Consider the following 21,438-nt stretch of genomic DNA (forward strand, 5'->3'; position numbering starts at 1 on the left):
ACCGAAACCCAGGTCAGCAGGGGCGCATTCGCTCGTGGGTGAGACCGGGGTGAATGCCAGGGCGTAAGCCGTTGCTCGCGGCCATCCGTTGCAGCAGCCGCAGCAGCGTCGCTCGTTCCGCCGGGTCGATGTCGGCGAACAGCTCGCCGTCGAGGACGGTCACCGCCTCTTGCGCGCGGACCAGTACGTCGTGCGCGGCGGGCAGCAGATAGACGGCGTGGGCGCGGCGGTCGGTCGGATGCCTGCGTCGTTCGACGAGCTGTCGTTTCTCCAACTCGTCCACCAGCCCGACCATCACATTGCGATGGATGCCGAGCGTCTCGCACAGCTGCTGCTGCGTTTGCCCATCGTGTTCGCGCAGCATCCGCAGCATGCCGAAGTGCCGGGGACTGATGCCGAGGGGCGCGAGCAACTCGCCGAAGCGGCCGCCGGTGTAGGAGCCGAACTGGCCTAGCAGGAAGCCAGGCTGGTCGGACAGCGGCGGGAACCTCGGATCGGCTTCGGTCACGCACCCAGCATACCGTTAATGCACCCATAATGATTGCCATCTTGCGTGATAATCACTTCATGTGCATAGTTTGAGAGGTCGCCACGCCCATCGAATCGAAGAGAGCCGCCGTGGACCACGACCTTTCCACCACAACCCCACTCGACCCCCGCCGCTGGATCGCCTTCGCGGTCGTCCTTGCCGCGGGCTTCATGGATCTGCTCGACGTCACGATCGTCAACGTCGCCGTCCCGAGCATCCAGTCCGACCTGAAAGCCCAGTACTCACAGATCGAATGGATTGTCGCGGCCTACGTGCTGGCGTTCGCCGCGGTGCTCATCACCGGCGGCCGGCTCGGCGACATCTACGGACGCAAACGCGTCTTTCTGGTCGGCATGGCCGGATTCACGCTGGCCTCCGCGGCCTGCGGGCTCAGCACCGACCCGACGATGCTCATCGCGTCGCGCTTCGTACAGGGCGCGATGGCCGGCCTGATGGTGCCGCAGATCCTGGCCATCATCCGGGTCACCTTCCCGGACAACGAACGCGCTAAAGCGATTGCGCTCTACAGCGCGGTCGGCGGGTCCGCGTCGGCGGTCGGTCTTTCGCTCGGCGGGCTGCTGGTGCAGTGGGACCTGTTCGAGCTGGCCTGGCGACCGATCTTCCTGGTCAATATCCCGGTGGGCATTGCCGCACTGTTCGCGGCCGCGGCCGTGCTGAAGGATTCTCGCTCGCCCGCGCCGCCGCGATTGGATGTGGCCGGCATGGTGCTGGCCGTCGGTGCCGTGCTGCTGCTGGTCTATCCGATCACCGAAGGCCGCCGACTCGGTTGGCCCGCTTGGACTTTCGTCATGATCGGCGCAGCGACGCTGACCTTTGCCTTGTTCGTCGGCTACGAACGCAGACGGGCGCGAACCAGCGGATCGCCGCTGATCGACCTCGGCCTGTTCCGGTCCAGGGCGTTCGCGATCGGGCTCGGCAGCTGGCTGCTGTTCTGGATCGGGCTCGGCGGGTTCTTCCTGGTCTGGACGCTGTTCATGCAGTCGGGGCTCGGCTGGTCGCCGATGCGGGCCGGACTGACGGCGGTGTTCTTCGCCGTGGGCGCCGGTGTGGGCGCAGGCGTTTCGGTCGGCGTGCTGGCGCCCAGGTTCGGCAGGCGGGTGCTGATCGCCGGCGGCGTGGTGAACGCGATCGGGTTCGGCCTCTACGGCTGGCTTGCCGCGCACTACGGCGCCGAGATCGCCTCGTGGCAAATGGTTTTCCCGCTGCTGGTGATCGGGACCGGGTTCGGCGTGGTGGTCGCGCCGACCATCGATCTGCTGCTCGGTCAGGTACCCGCCGGCGAAGCGGGCGCGGCGTCCGGACTGCTCAATACCGGGCAGCAGCTCGGCACCGCGCTCGGCGTGGCACTGGTCGGTGTCGTGTTCTTCACTCAGCTCGACCATGATTCGGGCCGCGGGGTGGACGCGGTGACCCCGCAGATCCGCGCCGAGCTCGCGGTGGCCGGCCTGCCGCTGCCCGCGCAGGACGAGATCCTCGCCAATTTCCGTGCCTGCGTGCGGGATCGATCCGCCGAGATCGATCCGACCGTGGTGCCGGACAGCTGCCTCGCGCCCAGCGGTAGCGACGAAGCCGGCCGGATATTGGCCGAAGCAGGCGCGAACGCGGCGAACTTCGCGAACACCTTCGACTACACGCTCTGGTACGGCATCGGCATGCTGCTGCTGGTATGCCTCGGGTTCTTCGCGCTGCCGAAGGACGCCAAGCTCGAACCCCACGAAACCGATACCGCGACAGCGGATCTGACACCGATAGGAGTATGAGGACAATGGATATCTTGGTCATCGGCCGCGGGCCGAGCGTGGTGGAATCAGGCATCGCCCAGCTCCGGGCACAGGGCTTCAGCGCACACGGCGTGATCGCCGACGAGGACGCCCTCGCGGTGCTCGCCGCCGATCCGGTCGACTACCTACTGATCGGCGGCGGCGTGGAAAGCGATTCACGCGACCTCCTGATCAAAAAGGCCGAGCAGTACGGAACCTCGGTGATCGAAGCCAACCGCAAGGGCCGCGACCTCGAAACCTACCTCCAGGAGGAGGTCTTCCCCATCCTGCGCGCCAAGCAGTGACGCACTCCTTCTGATCTCCCGCACCCGATTTCGAGTGCGGGAGATCAGAAGCGTGCGGCTGATGGCCAGCGCGACCTCAGGCGCGCACGAGCTCAGGCACCTCTCCGGTCTCGGCGGGTATGGTGCGGCGCAGGCCGGTAGCAGCGATCACGCCCGCCAGCACCGCGGCCAGCACCGGAACGATCAGCGCGGTACGCAGTCCGTCCATCCCCACCTCGCCCGCGTCGACAGCCGCGACGTTCACCGCCGTCACCACCGAAATCCCCAGCGCGGCACCGAACTGGATCGCGGTGTAGAGCAAACCGCCCGCCAAACCGTGCTCCGCCTCGGCGATGCCGTCGGTGCCCGCGATGGTCAACGGCCCGTAGACGAGCGAAAAGGCAACGGCGAGCAGCAACATCGTCGGCAGCATCGCGAGATAGGCCCGATCGAGATCGGTCGGCAGGAACAGCGCGTACGCCAGCGCCGCGAGCACCACGCCACCGAATACCACCCGGACGTTGCCGAACTTGCGCACCAACCAGGGTGTCAGTAGCGGCGCGAGCAGTGCGTCCAGACCGAGCACCGCCATCGCGAGGCCGGTCTGCACGGTGCTCCAGCCGCGCAATTCCTGGAAGTACAGCGTCGCCAGGAATTGGAAGCCCATGAACGAGCCGATGAACAGCACCGCGACCAGATTGGTGCGCACCAGCGCGGCCGATCGCAGGATGCCGAGCCGGACAAGCGGTGTGGCACTGCGGCGTTCGTTCACGACGAACACCCCGAGCAGCGCTACCCCCGCGGCGAAGGCAGCGACGGTCAGGACCGGGCCGTCGCTCGGATGTTCCAGCCGGACAACGCCGTAGACGAGCAACAACATCGCGCCGGTCACGCTCAACGCGCCGGGCAGATCGAAGCCGCCTCGAACCCGTTCCGGCACACCGGAATCCCGGACCAGCGCGAACGCGGCCGGTAACAGCACGGCCGAGACAAGCACCGGCACGAAAAACACCCAGCGCCAGCCGAACGCGGTCAGCAAGCCACCGACCACCATGCCGAGCGAGAATCCGCCCGCCGCGACTTCCGCATAGAACAGCAGCGCCTTGTCGCGCACCCGGCCCTCGGCGAAGTTGGTGGTGATCAGCGAGAGTCCGGCCGGGGCGAGGAACGCCGCGGCCACTCCGGTCACGAAGCGAGCGGTCAGCAGCAGCCAGCCGGTGGTGGCGAAACCACCGAGGCCGGAGAAGACCAGGAACACGGTCAGCCAGACCAGGAACATCCGCCTGCGGCCGAGCAGGTCGGCGGCGCGGCCGCCGAGCAGCACGAATCCGCCGTAGCCGAGCACGTAGGCGGACACCACACCGCTGAGCATCCCGGTGGACAGGCCGAGTTCGGCCCGGATCGAGGGCAGCGCCACATTGAGCATCGCGACGTCGATGCCCTCCAAGAAGATCGCCCCGCACAACACCGCGAGCACGCCCCAGGCGCGGCCGGACATCTCCGTGAAGACCTCGGCGGCTCTGGATTTCATCATCACGACTCCCCGAACAGAATTGGTTCCCCATAGTGGGGTCGGTTACCTCTTGATACCGAGGGAAAGTCTCGGGCAGAATCGACGACCATGGAAGACGGCACATTGAAGTCACCCGGGCACTGCGGGGATACCGCCGCCGACTACGACGTTCTCCAGTGGGACACCCGCGTCGACTGCGAGGTTCGCCAGATCCTCGATCGCGTCGCCGACAAGTGGTCGCTGCTGGTGATCGCGCTGCTGGATCAGCGGAGCCTGCGGTTCACCGAGTTGAAGCGCAAGATCGACGGGGTCAGTCAGCGGATGCTCACCCGCACGCTGCGCCAGCTCGAGCGCGACGGATTGGTCTCGCGCACGGTCTATCCGACGGTCCCGCCGCGCGTCGACTACGCGCTGACCCCGCTCGGGGGCAGCCTGCACACCACCATCAAGGCCCTGGTCACCTGGACCGAGGGACATCAGAACGAAATCGCCTCGGCGCGCAACGCCTACGACCGCCGCACCGCCGAAGAGGCACTGGCCGCAGTCTGATCACTGTTTTACCGAGCGGCGCGCCGTAGCGTGAGAGCCGCTGCCGATACGAGGAGTTCACTATGCGGGCCGCCGTCGTCACCAACTCGAAGTTCGAGGTCACCGACCTGCCGACACCGATACCGGGGCGCGGGCAGCTGCTGATCGACGTATCGCGCTGCGGCATCTGCGGTTCCGATCTGCATGCGCGAACTCATGCCGATGAGATGGCCGAGTTGAGCGTGGCAACCGGCTACGACTCGTTCATGCGGTCGGATCAGAGCGTGGTGCTCGGCCACGAATTCAGTGGCGAGGTCGTCGATTACGGGCCCGGGTGTCGCAAGCGGTGGGCGACGGGCACGCCGGTGGTGGCGCTGCCGATCGTGCGGCACGGTTCGAAGCCGCAGCTGACCGGGCTTTCGGTCGAGGCGCCCGGCGCGTATGCCGAGCAGGTGGTGGTTCAGGAATCGATGACCCTGCCGGTGCCGAACGGGTTGTCCGCCGAACACGCCGCCCTCACCGAACCGATGGCGGTGGCCTGGCACGCGGTGCGCAAAGGGCGAGTAGGCAAGGGGCAGCACGCTTTTGTGATCGGCTGCGGCCCCATCGGCCTCGCGGTGATCAGCATGCTGAAGGCCGCGGGCGTACGCACCGTGATCGCCAGCGACTTCTCCCCACGCCGCCGCGAACTCGCGACCGCGTGCGGCGCGGACATCGTCGTCGACCCCGCCACCGACTCACCATGGACCGCCGCCCCGAAACACGGCCGCATCAACGGCGTCACCGACATCCTCAACCTCGGCTTCGACACCATGGACCGCCTGCGCCGCGTCCCGAACCTGCCCTGGTGGTACATCTTCCGCCTCGCGACCACCCTCAATGCGGGCCCCTCCGGACCCGCCATCTTCGAATGCGTCGGCGTCCCAGGCATTCTCGACCAAATCCTCACCGCCGCACCCCCACTGTCCCGCGTGGTAGTCGTCGGCGTCTGCATGCAACCCGACCGCATCAACCCCGCCATGGCCATCAACAAGGAAATCGAACTCCGCTTCGTCCTCGGCTACGACCCAGGCGAATTCCGCGACACCCTCCACCTACTCGCCGAAGGCAAAGTAGACCCCACCCCCCTGATCACCGGCACCGTCGGCCTCAACGGCATCGAATCCGCCTTCACCACCCTCGCCACCCCCGACCACCACGCCAAAATCCTCATCGACCCAACAAGTCCAGCCACCACACTCTGACGACCGCGGGTATCAGCTAGATCGGGTTCAACGTGGTCTGGAGCCTGTGGATTGGAAGGTCATGCCCAGCGTGGGCCTAGGCGTCCGCGAGATACGGGTGCGTGATCACACCGGCGCGCTTCGAGTCATCTATGTCGCGAAGCCTACTCGGGTAACTGGGTGAGGGTGCCTTCGGCGCTGCGGGCGGCGGTTAGGCAGGCGGTGGTGGTGAATTGGTCGGCTAGGGGGTGGCGGGCTCGGGAGCGCCATTTGCGGACTGCGGCTATGGCCTGGTCTCGCTGCGTCGAAGGTGCGGCGTCGACTGGGAGGCCTAGGCGGAGGTGGGGGGCTATGCCGGAGCCGCCGATGAGGCGGTGGAGTTCGGCTAGATCTGGTGGGGGCAGGGTTAATTCGTCGGTGCGGAGGCGGCCGAGTAGGCGGAGTTCGGCGAAACCGTGGACGTCGGCGAGGAGGGTGCGGACGCGGGGCAGGAGGGCGTCGGCCTCGCTGCCGGGGTAGGCGGTGAGGACGCGGGCGAGGGCGGTCAGGGCGGAGTGGGCCTTGAGTTGGTCGGCGCGCTGGCCGAATTGGACGTCGAGAACCGAGCGGAGCTCGTCCACGCCGCTGCGGTTGGTCAATTCCGCTGCCAGCGTGGCGGAATCGCGTACGCCGAGCCGGATCAGGGTGACGGCCATGCGAATGCCGAACAGGCCGAATCGTTCCGCGAGCTGGGCTCTGAGTTCCGGGGCCACCGGTAGGGCGACGTCGGGGCGGGCGAATCGATCCGCGGAAAGCAGTGCCGTGCTCAGTTCGTCGACCGGGACACCGGCCAGCGCCTCGAACGCCGCGTACTCCTGTTGGCGCAGCGTCGCGGCGGCGAATGCGAGCAGTCCGGCTACCGGAATCACGGCCTGGCACAGGCCCGTTCGTTCCAGTTCGCCCGCGAAACGGGTCGCGACGTCGCGCGCCGAATGCAAGGCGTCGATCCGGCCCGCGCCGATCTCGTCGGCCCTGGAGACCACGCCGACTACCCCGAGCGGACCCGAAACACCCTGCGCCGCTCCGGTTCCGGCGCCGACCCGTTCGAGGAACCGGACGTCGGCGGCATCGAGCCTGCGCAGCAGATACACGACCGCATCGGCGCCCGGAACCGCAACGCCCTGCTCGGCCTGCTCCATATCCACACCTGGCGTGAGCAATCGGGCCGTGCGCCGCGACACCTCCCGCGACAGCGACGAGGTGCCCGGCGTATCGATGATCGTCGTGTGGGCCAGCGCGGCGGCGGGCCACTCGACCTCGAGGTGATCGACTTCGCGCGCCGCGGGCGCGTTCCAGTTGAGGCGATCCAGGTCGAAGGTCAGCCCGTGCGTGCCGCCACCGCGTCGCACCACCACGTTGGCGCGGGCGCCGTCGCCCGCGTGGGCCGTCACGCTTGGTGTGGAGCCGTAGCGGTACCAGGTGACAACTCTGGTGCATTCGGTCGCATCGGTGGGCGCGATGTCCTGTCCGACAAGGGAATTGAGCAGCGTGGACTTACCGGCCTTCAACGAACCGGCGAGCGCGATGCGCAACGGTTGATCCAAGCGACCGGCACAGTCGGCGAGCAGGGCCCGCGGCCTCGGCTCGCTCGCCAGCGCCGCACGCGCCGCCCCGACCAGCCGATGCGCCTCGGCCACGATCCCTGGCGCCGCGCCGACCTCTCGCCTCACGACTCCACCTTTCGCGAAGGCGCGCTGTGTCTTTGGTTCACTCGCCGACGCTCACTCACGAGGCCACCGTACCGACGGTCGCGCCGGGCAGCGCGGCCTGCATGGCGTCGGCGTAGCGACCGAGCTCGGCGACCACAGTCAGCTGCCGCTCGAGCACCGAGCCGCGCTCAGCCCGGCGGGCGTTGGCCATGGTCGCCGCCTCCTGCGCGGCCCGCAGCGAATCGTCGATCGACCGTAGGCTCCGCTCGGCCATACCGGCGTAGTGGTCGCGCAGCGCCCGATGGATGCGGTGCAGCCGGTCCTTGGATTCCTTGCCCGTCTGGAACGCCACGTCGTCGACGAACCGGCGGACCGCGACCTTCGCCTCGTTGCGCCGCTTGGCCAGCCTGGCCTGCTTGTCGTCGCGGAAAGCCTTGCCGCCCACCACGAGTCCCGCGCCGAGTGAGATCGGGTTGAGCAGCGCCAGCCCGGCGAACGTGCTGGCCAGCCCGACCATCAGCACACCGCCGTAGGAGCCGCGCATGCCGACGAGCAGTTTGCTGCCGAAACCGATGTCGGGCTCCAGGTCGGCGAGGGTGCCCGCACCGACGTGCCTGCCCTCGACGGCCGCATCGGACCGCACGTCCGGCAGATCGGCGGTGCCGATCTCGGTGAAATGCTCGGCCACCCGCTGCGCGAGTTGCAGTGCGCGGGAATGGGTCCACAGCAGGTTGTCACCGACCGCCGTATCGATGGTGCCGGTGAGGTATTCGGCAATGCTGTCCCAGTGCCGACCGGGGTCGTGGTCGTCGATCCACTCCTCGGTGGTTCTGGCGATGCCGCGCAACCGTTCTCGCAGATCGTGGTCGACATCGCCTGCCAGGTCGGTGATTCCGTCGGCGAGGGTGGTCTGCCACGCGGCGGTGCGGCGGTGCAGTTCTTCGGCCGAGGTCCGCGCGGCCTGGAGTTCGCGGACCGCCGCCGCGCCGCGTTCCGGGTCACGCACCGCGACCAGCTCGCTCCCCAGGGCAAGCGCCAAATGTTCGGCGGCGGAACGGATGTCCCGAGCCACCGCGGCGCGAGTGGCGAGCTGATCACGCGCCACCACCTGATCACGCAGGAACTGGTAGAGCGCGCCGAAGCCCGATTCCAGGCCGAGCTGCTGGTCCTGCAGGCGCAACGCGTGGCTGCGCAGCAACGAGGACACCGCGATCATCGGCACATCGAGACCCGCCTTGTCGAGGTGCCGCCGATCGGCCTCGTGCACCTGGCGCCAGTGCGGGTACAGGTCGGTCTTGGTGACCAGCAGCGCGACGGTGGGGCACAGCTCGCGCACCTGACGCAGGAACGCGAGCTCCGGCTCGGTGAGTTCGGTGGAGGCGTCCGAGAGCACCAGCACCGCGTCGGCGGCCGGCACCATACTCAACACGCCTGCCGCGTAAGAACTTCCGTGCCCGCCGACGCCCGGGGTGTCGACCAGCACGATGCCGTCGGCCAGCAAGGCGTTGGGCACCTGGATCTCCAAGCGCAGGATGCGCCGCCCCTGCGCCATCGGGGAACGCGCGGTGATCGTGCCGATCTCGTCGATCGGCACCGGAAGTCGGGTCTCCGGGCCACCGGAGTCGCCGCCGGGGCCGGTGAGCACCAGTTCCGCCTTCGGCTCGGGGCCGTAGGCGAGCATCGTGGTGATCGTGGTGGTCACGTCGTCGCCCACCGGGCAGATCTCGAGATTCAGCAGCGCGTTGACGAACCGGCTCTTGCCCTGATCCAGTTGTCCCGCAATGACAATGCGCCGCCGCGGGTCGCGGACCCGATCGGCCGCCACCTCTAGGCGGCCGACCAGATCGTTGCGACCGGCGGCGCGTGCCGCCGCGATGGTTTCGCCGAGTACCGACAGCAGCGGTATCGCCGGTGGCGTGGCGTTCGGTGCGGGCGTCCCCATCGCGGTATCGACCTCTTCCAGTGGAGCGAGCATTGTCAGTGCGGTGGCGCGATCAGTGCAGCATCGCGTCGCCGGCGAGATCCGCACCGGCACTGCCGGCCAGATCCGCGCCCGCGTGCGTATCGCCGAACAGTCCCGCGTCGCCGTGCGCACCGGCAGTACTGTCCAGCCCCGATCCGAAGGCACTGGAAACATCCAGTGAAGACCAGGCGTTACCGGTCGACCCGATGTCACCGCTCAACCCGGCACCGGTATCCACCGCACCATGAGTCGCGCCGCCAACCGAACCACCAAGCCCCGCGCCGGTATCCACCGCCCCATGCGTTGCGCCACCGAGCGAGCTACCGAGGGTCGCGCCGGTATCCACGGCACCATGAGTCGCGCCGCCGAGCGAACCACCAATGCCCGCACCCGTATCCACCGCTCCATGAGTAGACCCATCGAGCGAGCCACCAATGCCCGCACCTGTATCCACAGCACCATGGGCAATGCTGCCGAGCGAACCGCCCAGGCCCGCGCTGGTATCCACCGAACCGTGGGTGCTCCCATCGAGCGAACCACCCAGTCCCGCACCGGCATCCACCGCGCCGCCGATACCCGTGGACAGATCGCCACCGAGACCCGCGGCCGAACTGATCCCCGTCGACAACCCGGTCTCGAGGCCGGTCGCCGCATGGGCACCCGCATCGAGGCCACCGCCGAGACCGGTCTCGAGACCCGTCCCGACCTGCGCACCGACACCAGCCGCACCGTCGAGCCCGGCGGAAAGCCCACCGCCCAGACCGGCACCGGCATCCGCCGCAGCTCCGATCCCGGTGGACAAGCCCGTCGCCAAACCGGTTGCCGCGTGCGTGCCCGCATCAACCGCGCCACCGATCTGAGCGCCACCATCGAAGGCGCCGCCCAGTCCCGTCGACAGCCCGGTCTCCAAACCCGAACCTACGTGTGCCCCAGCATTGATCGAGCTGTCCACACTCGTGGCGAACCCGGTGCCGAGATCGGCGCCCACCTGCGTACCGGCGCCGAGCACCGCACCCGCGCTGCCGGAAAGCCCGGTCTCCAGACCCGATCCGACCTGCACGCCCGTGTTCACTGCGCCATCCACTGCAGAGTTGAGCCCACCACCGATGCCGGTGCCCGCGCCAACCGCCGCATCGAGTCCGGTCGCCAGCCCGGCCGTCGCCTGCGCCGTCGAATTAGCCACGCCGCCAACGGTTGTGGACAATCCACCGCCAAGCCCGGTGGCGAGATCAGCATTCAGATCAGCCGCACCTTGCGCGACACCATTGAGCCCGGTCGACAATCCGGCCGCAGCTTGCCCGGTCGCGTCGAGCGCACCGCCCACACCGGCCGACAAGCCCGTGCCGAGATTCGCCGCAGCGTCGACACCCAATCCCGTGGACAAACCGGCGGCCAACTGACTCCCGGCATCCACCGCGCCGTGCAGTCCGGCATTCAGACCGGCACCGAGATCAGCACCCGCACCGGCCGCCGCATCGAGTCCGGTCGTGACACCGGTCACCGCGTGCAGCGCACCCTGCAGTCCGGTGGAGAGGTCAGCCCCGGCCTGAGTGCCCGCGCCGATCGCGGCATCGAGTCCGGTGGAGATTCCGGTCGTGGCCTGCCCCACCGCGCCGAGGGCACCTCCGATACTCGTTTCGAGCCCCGTCCCCACGTGCAGCCCGGCATCCACGGCACCCTGCACATCGGCACCGATACCGGTCACCGCTTGCCCGGCGACACCGAGCGCCCCGCCGACCGCGGCGGACAGATTCGCACCGATATCGGCAACAGTCCCGAGACCTGCGGAAAGCCCCGCGCCGAGATCCGCGCCGGCCTGCAGCCCGGCACCGATCGCGGTGTTCAAGCCCGCGTTGAGGTCGAGACCCGTGCCGACCTGGCCACCCAGGTCGATGCCCAGATCAGCGCCGAGGTTCAACCCGGCATCGGCCGCCGCGGCGGTACCGACGGTGCCCGCCGCACCGAGCACGGCGGCGGCACCGGTCTGCGCACCGGCGGCGACGATCGCCGACAGCTGGGAGCCGCCCGCGACCAGCGCCGACTCGGCGACCATCGGGGCGACGGCGGCGATGTCCTCCGGCGTGACGGCGGGCAAACCCGCCGCCACCAGCGCCTGCGTCGGGTTGGCGCAGTAGCCGACCGCCGCCTCGTGGTCGCGCAGCAGGTTGAGGATGAACTCGAGAATCGCGTTGGGTGTCATCAGAAAATCTCCTGAGAGCCGGCGGACCTTCGCGATCCGCATCGTTGGAATGCATTTCACGCTAGGGGCGCCGCTCGTTACGCGTAACGGGGCCGACCCCCACAACTCACCCGATCCCGCCCTTAGGGGCATCCGCGGCATTAGGGGAATTTCCCCGGAAGTTCCCCGGAAGCGGTAACGGCTGACGGCCAGCAACCGAAACACCGAGTGCGTCGGCGTGCTCGTACCGCCTTCCGCACACGGACTAGACAGCAGCGACACCGGACCACAGAGTTTTCGAACGGGGTTCACGAATGACACAGCGTCTGGCGCTCGGCATCACTGTCGGGGCGTCGAATTCGGTCGCGGTGGCGGCAGCGGAGGATGGCGGCGACCGCGTGGTCACCCATCCCAGCGTGCTCCGCCTCGCGGCGGACACGCCGCCCGCCCTCGGCACCGCCGCGCACGCCGCCGGAGGGCATTCCAGCGACGTGCTGGTCGAGGGTTTCCTCGCCCGGGTCGGCGATCCGGTGGACATGCTCGCCGAGGACGGCACCGCACATTCCGCCGCCGACCTCGTCGCCGCCGCCGTCGCCTGCCTGATGGACGAGATCAGCACGCAAGCCCGCGAGCACGGCTCGACGGTCGCCTGCCACCCGGCGTGGTGGCCCGGGCACACCGTCGACATCCAGCGCGCCGCCCTCGATCGGGAGGGCCTGCGCGAGGTGACCCTGGTGCCGGAGCCGGTCGCCGCGGTCCGCTGGCTCGAGTCGGCGCACGGCCCGCTCGGCGACGGTGCGGTGATCGTGTACGACCTCGGTGCGGCCGGCCTGACCGTCTCGGTGGTGCGCACCGGCGATCACGCAGGCCTGCTCGGCACACCGCTGCGGACCACGGACGTCGCCGGTGCGGAATTCGATCTGCTGACCATGCGCTACGTGCTGGCAAACGCTGCGCTGGCAAATGATTTCGACCCGTACGACCCAGTGGTCGAGCGGGAATTGTCGGCATTACGCGAGCGCTGCAGAACAGCGAAAGAAGAGCTGTCGATAAATACCGCCACGGTCGTGCAGGTGCGGCTGAATCCGGCGGATACGCACAGCGGCAACGTCCGGCTGGTGCGCGGCGAGGTGGAGGACCTGCTCCGCGCGCCCCTGCTGACCTCGATCGACCTGATCCGTGACGCGGTGCACCGGGCCGGGCTCGGCATCGGCGATATCGGCCGGGTGCTGCTCACCGGCGGCGGCGGCGCGATCCCCTTGGTCGCCGAGCTGATCTCCACCGAATTCGGTCTTCCGGTGGTCGCGGCCCCCGACCCGGCCAACACCAGTGCCCGCGGTGCCGCCGCGCTTGCCGCGGACCTGGCGACGGTCACCGCGCCGGTCGCACCGCCCGCGCCCGCCGCGCCGCAGACCAAAGAGCTTCCCTCCGTGGCCATCTCGCCGCTGCCGCAGGACGACGCGCCGCGCAAGCCGCGGTTCAGTGGCAGGCAGCGCGCCGCCATTGTCGCGGGCGCCGCGGTCGTGATCGGGTTGCTGGCCACCGGCACCGTCGCGATCGGCACCGGCGCCCAGCCCGGCCCGAGCTCGCCCTCGACCGGACACTCGACCGCGGCGGAGATCGCCGCGACCAATGGGGCACCGACCGGTGATCCGGCCAATCCCAACGCGCCGGTCGCCGCGACCGACTCGACCGCGGGTCGCCCGAAACCCGCTGCGGGACAACCTGGTTCCCCCGCCGCGACGACCGTGGCCGTGGTGAACAGTCAGCCCGCCGCCGACCAGCCCGCCGCACCGCCCGCGGAACCCGGTGCGCCGCAACCAGCCCCGCAGCCACAGCCCGCTCCGGCGCCCGCGCCTGTTCCCGCCCCGGGTAACTACCCCGCGCCGCCGACCCCGCCGCAGGCACCGAGCCTGCCGACCGGTGTCCTGAAGGACCCGATCGATACGGTCGGCAACACCGTCGGCACCGTGCTGCGTGCCCCCGGCCAGATCCTCGGAGGCAACGGTGGCTGACATCGCGTTCGACACCCTGCCGTCCGCGCGCGAGATCCTCCGGGAACTGGAGTCCGCCGACCATCAGCCGGTCGTCTTCCTTATTCGCGGCCGCTCGCAGACCGGTAAAACGACCCTGCTCAACGAGATTCGCCTGCGGCTGCGCGCACGCGGCATTCCCCTCCAGGACACCCCGGCCGTCGAGCAGGCGCCCACCGATAACGTCAGCTCCGCCAACGGTTCCGGCGCCCGCCCGGCGCCGACGGCCGAGCTGCGCCCGGCCCTGATCGTCGACAACGCCCACACGCTGAGCCCGTCCGAACTCGAATACCTGTGCACCACTATCGAATCCGGCCAGCGCACGGTGGTGATCGCGGCCCAGCCGCGCCCGCACGACCTGCGCCTGCGCGCGCTGGCCGACACGGTAGCCCGGCGTGGACGGGTGGTGGAACTGCGCGCCCTCGGCGTCGCCGACATCGCCCCGTTCGCCAGGGAACTCGGCATGATGGTGCCGCGCCCGGTGTCCCAGCACATCCATCGGCAGACCGACGGCATCCGCGGCGGCGTGGTCGCCGCGCTGACCGCCGCCTGCTCGGCCCGGCTCGACGCGGGCATCGGCGCGGTCGACGCGGCCATCGCCGCCTGGGCCCGCGCGCTGCTGGACAACCTCGCGCCGGACCTGCTGGAAACCCTCGTCGTCGCCACCACCGGCGCCGGCCTGGACGCCAGCGAGCTCACCGAGGTGCTCGGCGTGGAACCCGTTGCCGCACAGCATCTCATCGATCGAGCCAGGGCCAGCGCCCTGGTCACCGATGCCGACCTGCTGCTCACCCCGGCCGTCGGCCCGCTGCGCACGCTGCTGGGCGACCGCCGGTTCGTCGCGGTCCAGCGCAAGCTGCTCGGCGCGCGGCTGGACGCGGGACTACTGCGCGACCACACCGCGCTGCTGCTCGCCGAATCCGGCGTCCGCGATCCGCGCCTGGCCGAATTCCTCGCCGCCGCAGCGGAAAAGGCGGGCCGCGAGGCGGTGCGCTACTACGCGGCGGCCGCGGCGACCGGCGCCGACCCCGATCTCATCGCGCTGCGCTGGGCCGAGGCCGCCGGGCGCAACGGCGACGGCGAAACGGCCATGCGGCTGGCCGAGCCGGTGCTGGCCCGATCCGGTGTGTCCAGCGCGGAACTCGCCGACGCGGTGCGGATCTGCGCCGCCGCGCTGACCCGGCGCGGCCTGGTTGCCCGTGCGGCCCAACTGTATTCGTGGCTCGGCGCGCAACGGGTCGGCGCGGACTGGGCCATCGGGGCCACGGTGCTCTCGCTGGCCGGCGACGTCTCCGGCGCGGCGGAGATGTCCGGCTCGTCGACGCAGTGGCCGCCGACCGAGGCCACCGCCCATGCCCGACTGATCGCCACCGCACTGGCCGGCACCCTGGGCCGCGGCATCCCTACCGCGCCAACGCTATCCACGAACGGCACGCCCGCAGCGGTCTCCGCACTGGTGCAAGCCGCGCACGCCGATTCCGGCGTCGACCGCTTCCTCCCGTGCACGGCGGTGTCCATCGCGACGCTGCTCTGCCTCGGTACCGGCGAGCCGCGCCGCGCGGGCGACGCACTGCGCCGCGCCACCGCCAGCGGCCTGCGCTGCCATCAGCTCCAGGTGCTCGCGGCCTGGTCGGCCATGCTCGGCGGCGACGAACGCGCCGCTGCGGCAACGGTTGCCGCGCTCGATCACGATTCGCTCGACGTCCGCGACCGCCTGCTCGCGCACGGTGTCGCCGTCGGCCTGGCCAGGCGCACCGGCGACCACGCCGCGCTGTCGAAGGCCTGGCAGGCGGCCTATCTGATGTTCGACGACGTAGAGGCCGACCTGCTCGCACTGCTGCCCATCGGCGAATTGTGGCTGGCCGGAATCCGATTGCGGGACGAGGGCCGCATCGCGCCGTTGATCGACTCCGCACAAGCACTGCTGCACCGGCTGGCCGAGCCGCCCGCCTGGGCGAACGCCTTCCACTGGTACGGCGTGCAGGCCGCGATCCTGCACGAGAGCCCGCAGGAGCTGTTGCCGCATGCCCGGCAGCTGAAGGCCGCGGCCGAAGCGGGCGACCGGCACGCCGCCGTGCTCGCCGACGCGGGCCGCACCTGGGTGCTCGTGCTGCGCGGCGAGGTGTCGGCGGCACCGGTCGAAGCGGCCGTCGCCGGACTGAGCGAGATCGGCATGACCTGGGACGCCGCCCGGCTGGCCAGCGAGGCGGCCCTCGCCGCGGCCGATTCGGCGACCGCGACCGCGCTGCTCAAGCTGGCCCGCACGGTCCGCGCCGACGCCAAACCGCAGGACCCGATCCTGCCGCCGGCCGCGACACCGCCGCAGCCGGGCAGCAAGCCCGCCCCGGATCCGGCGGTCGGCGAGCCGACCGCGATCCTCAGCGAGCGCGAGCGGGAAGTCGCCGAGCTGGTCCTGCTCGGGCTGACGTACCGGGAGATCGGTGCTCGTCTGTACATTTCCGCCAAGACGGTGGAGCATCATGTCGCCCGTATTCGGCGCCGGATCGGTGCTCGGTCCCGATCGGAGTTATTGTCGATGCTCCGCGCCATGGGACACGGCTCCCTACTGGTGTGACAGAGTGCGGATTCGTCAGCCGGGAAGCCGAAGCGAGGTACTGAGGATGGCCACAGGGGTGGGCCTACGCATCGCCGAGGACGAGTGCACGGCGGCGATCGTCACCGACGGCGGCGAAGAACCGTTGTTCATCGTCCGCGAGTCGCTGCTGTACATGTCCGACGACGGTGACGCCACACTCGGCGGACCACCGCCGGACGAGAATGCCCATGCGATCACCGGCTTCGCACAAGCCGTCGGCGATCCGGCGGGCATCTCGGTCGACGACGGCGAGGCCTATCGGGCCGAGGACCTGGTCGCGACCGCGCTGTTCTGCCTGATCAACCTCACCGCCGACCACCTCAACGGTCCGGCCGAGTTCTACGCGACCCACCCCGGTGACTGGCCGCGCGAATACGTGCAGGCCCTGCGCGACGCACTCGACTACCTGGGTCTGCGGTCGGTGCTGCTGGTCAGCGAGGCCGACCTGCCGAGTGCCGAGGCCGGCGCGCCGGGCAGCACGTACGCCTACGACGCCGCCCGCGCGGCACTGGCCGCGGTGCTGTCCACGCCGGCGGGCAGTACCCCGCCGGACCCGAGCCATGCCGAGAACTCGACGGTGGACACCGTCATCATCCCGGCCGTGCCCGCGTCCGAACCGACGCCGCAGGCCTACTCGGCGGCCATCCCGATGGCCGAACCGGTGGCGACGGCGGAAACCGCCACGCCGCAGGAGCCCGCGCGCAAAACCGAACCGGCGAAGGACCGCAAACAGCTCCCACTGCTGATCGCCGCCGCCGCGCTGATCGGACTCGTGCTCGGCGGCTTCGCGATGGCCGTGCTGTTCCGTGACGACGGCAGCACGCCGGTGCCGCCGATGCGCGACGCCAAATCCGATCAGGTCTCGGTGAGTCCGACGCCGCCTCCCGCACCGCCGATCAACTTCCCGACCGTTCCGGTGACACCGACCACAACCGAGGCACCGGTCACCACCACCATCGCACCACCACCGCCGCCGGAGACGACGCCACCTCCGCCGCCGCCACCGACCACCGAGCCACCGACGACGACGCCCAGCCCGTCCACGCGGCCACGGCCCACCACCACGACGCCGTACAACCCCTTGCCGCAGATTCCGACGATCCCTGGCCTGCAGATACCGGGCAGTCGGTGATTAGTAGAGACCTTCCCCGGTTTGTGCCTTAAAGTGATGCGCTGACCGGTGTTGTCGGATGAATTGCAGGCGCCCGGTCTGTTGATGGCGGACGACTGTGAGCCAACGGATTCCAGGCCCGTTGCCGCGGATTGAGCTGGCACGTGCGTGCCAACGAAGGGATTTCATGCGCAAGTTGGTGGCGCGCCGCGCCACGGTCAAAGCTGTCGCCCTCGCTTCGACCGTTTTCCTCGCACCCTTGCTCTGCACAACCATCGCCGCGGCGGCACCGGCGACACCCGCACAGCTGAATGCCGAGAACCTGCCGTCGGAACTGGTGCAGGCGATCGCCCGAGATCTGAAGATGACCCCGACGGAGTACCTGGACCGTGCGGCCCGCGCCCAGCAGCTGCGCGACTACGCCCGCGATTTCCGCTCGGAACGCCCGGAGGCCTTCGCCGGCGCCTGGATCGGCACCGACGGCAAGCCCGTCGTCGCGGTCACCTCGCTCGACGCCGCCAAGATCGCCGCGGCCGACGGCTACCAGACCCGGCTCGCCCCGGTGTCCGCGGACGGCCTGGAAGGCTCGCTGATGCAACTGAATCAGTGGATCACCAGCCTGCCCAAGGAAATCTCCACCGCGATCAACTCGGTCGCCATCGACTTCCTGAACAGCCAGCTGGTGCTCAGCGTCGCCAACACCCCGGCAGGCCACCTGCTGAACCTGCCGACCCTGATCGCCAACGTCAAGGTCATCCTCTCGCCCGGCAGCGGCGGCGGGGTGGAGCGGCGGCCGATGGGCGGCGACACCTACATCAGCGCCCCGGTTTCGCTGCACGACGCCTCGCTCAAGGGCGTCGACGTCTGCTCGTTCGGTTTCAACAGCATCGACGCGGCCGGCAACGCGCTGAATATCAGTGCGGGACACTGCGATCCGAACGTCGACCAGGGCAACCAGGGCGCCACCGTCTACTTCCCCAACGTCAAGGACATCCCGAACAGCCCGGAGCTCGGCTCCTTCGTCCAGGCGAAGCTGGGCGGGCAGAGCGCGCTGGACTACTCGGTGATCAAGCTGAACGACCGCGCGGTGCGCGCGGGCATGGACCAGCCGACCGTGCGCGGCGCCAACGGCACCACGATCGCCATCACCGGCACCGCCGACCCGATCACCGGCGCGCCGGTGTGCAAGTCGGGGCAGTCGTCCACCTTCACGTGTGGCTTCGTGGTGGCCGATCGGGTGGAGACCCAGCTGTACACCGCGGAGGGCGTGAGCAAGACCGTGCGCGGCTTCGCCAGCTCGGCCTGCACCCTCGGTGGCGACAGCGGCGGCGCGATCGTGTCCGGCACCCTCGCCCTCGGCATCACCAGCGGTTCCAACGCGGCCGAGGCACCGGACTGCAACGAGGCCAATATCGCCTTGGCGCAGTACGGCGGCACGGCCAGTCTCGGCATTCCGATCCGGCCGATCCTGGCCGATATCGACGCGTCGTCGGGCGGCGGCGTCGGCAGCGGCATCGCGGTGCGGACCCGGCCCAACGCCGGGTAAGACGTGCTGAGCGCCGGGCGGCAAAACCGGGCCTCGTTATAAGTAGGCATACCGCGCTGGAGCCCATATAGTCTGGGCATGCTCCTGCCACGTATAGGTCATCTCCGATCAGCTGCGCGACAGACCCGGGTCCGAAAAACAGTTATCGCCGCCTCGGCGGCGATACTGCTGTTCGGGCCCACGGCGGCAGTAGCGACGGCACAACCCGATCCGGCGCCGAGTCTGCCCGCCGAACTGGTCAGTGCCATCGCCCGAGATCTGAAGATCTCCCCGGAGGAGTACCTGCACCGCGCCGACGTGGCCCAGCAGGTTGCCGGATTCGCCACCACCGCGCAGCGGCAGTTCCCGGCGGTCTTCGCCGGTTCCTGGCTGGACGACAGCGGCAAGGCCGTCGTCGCGCTGGCCCAGGGTCCCGGTGCCGACGATGCCCGAAAGGCCGCGGAGTCAGCGGGTTTCGAGGTTCGCAACGTCGCCAAGAGCGAGTCCGCGCTGCGCGGTGAGAAGACCGCGTTCCAGCGTTGGCTCGACGGTCAGCCCGAGGCGGTGTCGGCCCTCGTGCGTGGCGTGGTGATCGACACGGTCAACAACAGCATTGCGGTCCGCGTCGACAAGCCCGGCCTGCCGATGCCGAACTTCATCGACCCGGCCCGGGTCATCGTGATGGCGCCGCCGGTGGCCGGTGAGCAGGGCACGCTGCAGGCCACCGAGATCGCCGGCGCCGCGAACGGCGTGCTCGCCGGCGGCGACGGCTACGCCTCGGTCGCCGGGCGCCTCTCGCTGCGCTGCTCGCTCGGCTTCAACGGCACCGACCGCAACGGCAACATCGTGAATGTCACGGCGGGCCACTGCAACCCGGACATCCCGTCCGCGGGCAACGACAACGCCGCGCGGGTGCACGAGCTCAACGGTGACCGGCTCGGCAACGAGCTCGGCCGCTTCGAGAAGTCGGTGCTCGGCGCGCAGGACTACTCGATCGTCCGGATCGCCGACCAGGCGCGGGATCGGTTCAGCAACAACGAGGTGCGGGTGCCCGGTGCCGCGTCGGTGCGCATCGAGGGCGTCGCGACTCCGGTCGTCGGCGCGCCGGTCTGCAAGTCCGGTTCGCGGACCGGTTTCAGCTGTGGCGTCGTGAACGCGGTCGACCAGACCGTGCAGGTCGGCGAGCGTGAGCTCACCCAGGCCTTCTCGGCCAACATCTGCGCGCTGCCCGGCGACAGCGGCGGCCCGATCGTGACCGGCCGGCTCGCCCTCGGCATCTCCAGCGCGTCGTCGGTGGCCGACTACCCGATCTGCGAGATCCCCAACCTGATCGGTGCCCTGACCGGCAACGCGCCGCAGCTGTTCGCGCAGCCGGTGAGCGTGGTGCTCTCGGACAACCCGGGGCTGAAGATTCGCACCAACTAGTTTCACCCAGTCGAGATGGCCGGCCGCGACACGCGGCCGGCCTTTTCGCTGTCCCGGCGACGGTTCCACCGGCCTTGCGCGGCCCGTCCAGCGGGCAATGCGTGCTGCGTCCGGCAATGTTCCGGCATTCTGGACTGTATGTGTTTGGTACTGATCGGCTGGCGAGCTCATCCGGAGTATCGGTTGATCGTCGCGGCCAACCGCGACGAGTTCTATGCCCGGCCGACCGAGTCCATGCGCTGGTGGCCGGAGGTACCCGGGCTACTGGCCGGGCGGGATCAGGGGGCCAAGAACAAGCCCGAGGGTGAACCGCCGGGCACCTGGCTCGGTCTGATGCGGGAAGACAAGGGCCACAACCGATTCGCGACGGTGACCAATGTGCGCAACCCGAAGAACGAACGCGCCGACGCCCGTTCCCGCGGCGCGCTGCTGATGGACTTCCTGCGCGGCACCTCGGCTCGGCACCCCGGCGTCGACTTCCTCGGCCCGGAGAAATACGTGCTCGACATCGCGACCGCCCCGGACGACTACAACGGCTACAACCTGGTGGTGTCCGACCTGGAATCGCTGTGGTGGCATTCCAACCGCAGCGACACGCCGCCGCGCGAGCTTACTCCCGGCTTCCACGGCCTCTCCAACGGCACATTCGTCGGCTCGGCAGGGCTGAACCCGGGTGAGCCGGATTTGACCGCCCCACAGCCCATCTGGCCCAAGGTACGCAGCGGTGTGATCGAACTGCGGGCGGTGGTCGAGTCCGATCCCGGTGCCGTCGACCGCTATTTCGCGGTGCTGGCCGATCGCACCAAGGCCGCCGACTCGGAGTTGCCGGACACCGGGGTGCCGCGCCTGCTGGAGCGGCGGGTGTCGTCCCGGTTCATCGCCGACGCCGCGCACGGCACCCGGGCGAGCACGGTGCTGCTGGTGCGCGAGGACGGCTCGTTCGAGATGGCGGAGCGGACCTTCGGGCGGTTCGGGCGGCGCAAGGGTGCGGTGTCGTTCCACGGCACCCTGGATCTTCCGGCCTGAAAACGACGACTGGCCCGCCTCTCGCGACGAGAGG

The 21,438-nt window shown here is 69.6% G+C and carries 16 protein-coding genes; 11 read left to right on the top strand and 5 right to left on the bottom strand.

The features are described from left to right. Positions 1–13: 13 nt before the first annotated feature. Positions 14–508 (bottom strand): MarR family winged helix-turn-helix transcriptional regulator, encoded by a 495-nt coding sequence (locus tag ACFWF1_RS00820; protein WP_379284169.1) that lies wholly within the window; start codon positions 506–508, stop codon positions 14–16. Between the two features lie 110 nt (positions 509–618). On the opposite strand from ACFWF1_RS00820, the gene ACFWF1_RS00825 reads away from it, so the two are divergent. Both ACFWF1_RS00825 and ACFWF1_RS00830 read left to right on the top strand, forming a co-directional pair. Further along, positions 619–2,310, top strand: a complete 1,692-nt coding sequence (locus ACFWF1_RS00825; RefSeq protein ID WP_379284168.1) for an MFS transporter — start codon at positions 619–621, stop codon at positions 2,308–2,310. Between the two features lie 5 nt (positions 2,311–2,315). After that, positions 2,316–2,615, top strand: coding sequence for a hypothetical protein (locus tag ACFWF1_RS00830; RefSeq protein ID WP_379284167.1), 300 nt, complete (start codon positions 2,316–2,318; stop codon positions 2,613–2,615). 76 nt (positions 2,616–2,691) lie between these two features. On the opposite strand, the gene ACFWF1_RS00835 is transcribed toward ACFWF1_RS00830, so the two are convergent. Further along, entirely contained in the window at positions 2,692–4,128 is a 1,437-nt protein-coding gene (locus ACFWF1_RS00835) for an MFS transporter (RefSeq protein WP_379284165.1), read from the bottom strand. 87 nt (positions 4,129–4,215) lie between these two features. On the opposite strand from ACFWF1_RS00835, the gene ACFWF1_RS00840 reads away from it, so the two are divergent. The 3 genes from ACFWF1_RS00840 to ACFWF1_RS00850 all read left to right on the top strand — a co-directional run bounded on the left by ACFWF1_RS00840 (position 4,216) and on the right by ACFWF1_RS00850 (position 6,042). After that, entirely contained in the window at positions 4,216–4,656 is a 441-nt protein-coding gene (locus ACFWF1_RS00840) for a winged helix-turn-helix transcriptional regulator (RefSeq protein ID WP_379284164.1), read from the top strand. A gap of 62 nt (positions 4,657–4,718) precedes the next feature. Beyond that, complete coding sequence (locus ACFWF1_RS00845) at positions 4,719–5,879, top strand: zinc-binding dehydrogenase (RefSeq protein ID WP_379284163.1); 1,161 nt, start codon at positions 4,719–4,721, stop codon at positions 5,877–5,879. A 46-nt stretch (positions 5,880–5,925) separates the two neighbouring features. Next, positions 5,926–6,042 carry a hypothetical protein gene (locus ACFWF1_RS00850; protein WP_379284162.1) on the top strand — a complete coding sequence of 39 codons (117 nt, stop codon included), beginning with the start codon at positions 5,926–5,928 and terminating at the stop codon, positions 6,040–6,042. Here ACFWF1_RS00850 and ACFWF1_RS00855 read toward each other — a convergent pair. Genes ACFWF1_RS00855 through ACFWF1_RS00865 form a run of 3 tightly spaced genes read right to left on the bottom strand, consistent with a single transcriptional unit; the run spans position 6,023 to position 11,709 of the window. Next, positions 6,023–7,567 carry a dynamin family protein gene (locus tag ACFWF1_RS00855; RefSeq protein WP_379284161.1) on the bottom strand — a complete coding sequence of 515 codons (1,545 nt, stop codon included), beginning with the start codon at positions 7,565–7,567 and terminating at the stop codon, positions 6,023–6,025. The two genes, ACFWF1_RS00850 and ACFWF1_RS00855, sit on opposite strands and share 20 nt — an antisense overlap. 55 nt (positions 7,568–7,622) lie before the next feature. Next, positions 7,623–9,488: a dynamin family protein gene (locus ACFWF1_RS00860; RefSeq protein WP_379284458.1), complete on the bottom strand. Its 1,866-nt coding sequence runs from the start codon at positions 9,486–9,488 to the stop codon at positions 7,623–7,625. Positions 9,489–9,540: 52 nt separating this feature from the next. After that, a complete protein-coding gene (locus ACFWF1_RS00865) occupies positions 9,541–11,709 on the bottom strand; it encodes an IniB N-terminal domain-containing protein (protein ID WP_379284160.1) in 2,169 nt (722 codons plus the stop codon). A 293-nt stretch (positions 11,710–12,002) separates the two neighbouring features. Between ACFWF1_RS00865 and ACFWF1_RS00870 the strand changes: the two genes are divergently transcribed. From ACFWF1_RS00870 to ACFWF1_RS00895, 6 genes are all read left to right on the top strand, one after another. Then, a complete protein-coding gene (locus ACFWF1_RS00870) occupies positions 12,003–13,703 on the top strand; it encodes an Hsp70 family protein (RefSeq protein ID WP_379284158.1) in 1,701 nt (566 codons plus the stop codon). Next, entirely contained in the window at positions 13,696–16,296 is a 2,601-nt protein-coding gene (locus ACFWF1_RS00875) for a LuxR C-terminal-related transcriptional regulator (RefSeq protein WP_379284157.1), read from the top strand. The genes ACFWF1_RS00870 and ACFWF1_RS00875 overlap by 8 nt, the downstream gene beginning before the upstream one ends. Before the next feature lie 46 nt (positions 16,297–16,342). Then, complete coding sequence (locus tag ACFWF1_RS00880) at positions 16,343–17,449, top strand: hypothetical protein (RefSeq protein WP_379284156.1); 1,107 nt, start codon at positions 16,343–16,345, stop codon at positions 17,447–17,449. A 166-nt stretch (positions 17,450–17,615) separates the two neighbouring features. Then, positions 17,616–18,974, top strand: a complete 1,359-nt coding sequence (locus tag ACFWF1_RS00885) for a S1 family peptidase (RefSeq protein ID WP_379284154.1) — start codon at positions 17,616–17,618, stop codon at positions 18,972–18,974. A 78-nt stretch (positions 18,975–19,052) separates the two neighbouring features. After that, on the top strand, positions 19,053–20,378 hold the full coding sequence (locus ACFWF1_RS00890) for a S1 family peptidase (RefSeq protein WP_379284153.1): 1,326 nt from the start codon (positions 19,053–19,055) through the stop codon (positions 20,376–20,378). 138 nt (positions 20,379–20,516) lie between these two features. Next, positions 20,517–21,404: an NRDE family protein gene (locus ACFWF1_RS00895; protein ID WP_379284152.1), complete on the top strand. Its 888-nt coding sequence runs from the start codon at positions 20,517–20,519 to the stop codon at positions 21,402–21,404. Positions 21,405–21,438: the final 34 nt, after the last annotated feature.

It is taken from the genome of Nocardia sp. NPDC060255, assembly GCF_042727395.1.
GTDB lineage: Bacteria > Actinomycetota > Actinomycetes > Mycobacteriales > Mycobacteriaceae > Nocardia.

Excerpts from the sequence above, each read along its gene's own strand:
- ACFWF1_RS00830 (WP_379284167.1), top strand. The coding sequence starts at position 2,316 with ATGGATATCTTGGTCATCGGCCGCGGGCCGAGCGTGGTGGAATCAGGC.
- ACFWF1_RS00835 (WP_379284165.1), bottom strand. The coding sequence starts at position 4,128 with ATGATGAAATCCAGAGCCGCCGAGGTCTTCACGGAGATGTCCGGCCGC.
- ACFWF1_RS00840 (WP_379284164.1), top strand. The coding sequence starts at position 4,216 with ATGGAAGACGGCACATTGAAGTCACCCGGGCACTGCGGGGATACCGCC.
- ACFWF1_RS00845 (WP_379284163.1), top strand. The coding sequence starts at position 4,719 with ATGCGGGCCGCCGTCGTCACCAACTCGAAGTTCGAGGTCACCGACCTG.
- ACFWF1_RS00860 (WP_379284458.1), bottom strand. The coding sequence starts at position 9,488 with ATGGGGACGCCCGCACCGAACGCCACGCCACCGGCGATACCGCTGCTG.
- ACFWF1_RS00865 (WP_379284160.1), bottom strand. The coding sequence starts at position 11,709 with ATGACACCCAACGCGATTCTCGAGTTCATCCTCAACCTGCTGCGCGAC.
- ACFWF1_RS00870 (WP_379284158.1), top strand. The coding sequence starts at position 12,003 with ATGACACAGCGTCTGGCGCTCGGCATCACTGTCGGGGCGTCGAATTCG.
- ACFWF1_RS00880 (WP_379284156.1), top strand. The coding sequence starts at position 16,343 with ATGGCCACAGGGGTGGGCCTACGCATCGCCGAGGACGAGTGCACGGCG.
- ACFWF1_RS00885 (WP_379284154.1), top strand. The coding sequence starts at position 17,616 with ATGCGCAAGTTGGTGGCGCGCCGCGCCACGGTCAAAGCTGTCGCCCTC.
- ACFWF1_RS00890 (WP_379284153.1), top strand. The coding sequence starts at position 19,053 with ATGCTCCTGCCACGTATAGGTCATCTCCGATCAGCTGCGCGACAGACC.
- ACFWF1_RS00895 (WP_379284152.1), top strand. The coding sequence starts at position 20,517 with ATGTGTTTGGTACTGATCGGCTGGCGAGCTCATCCGGAGTATCGGTTG.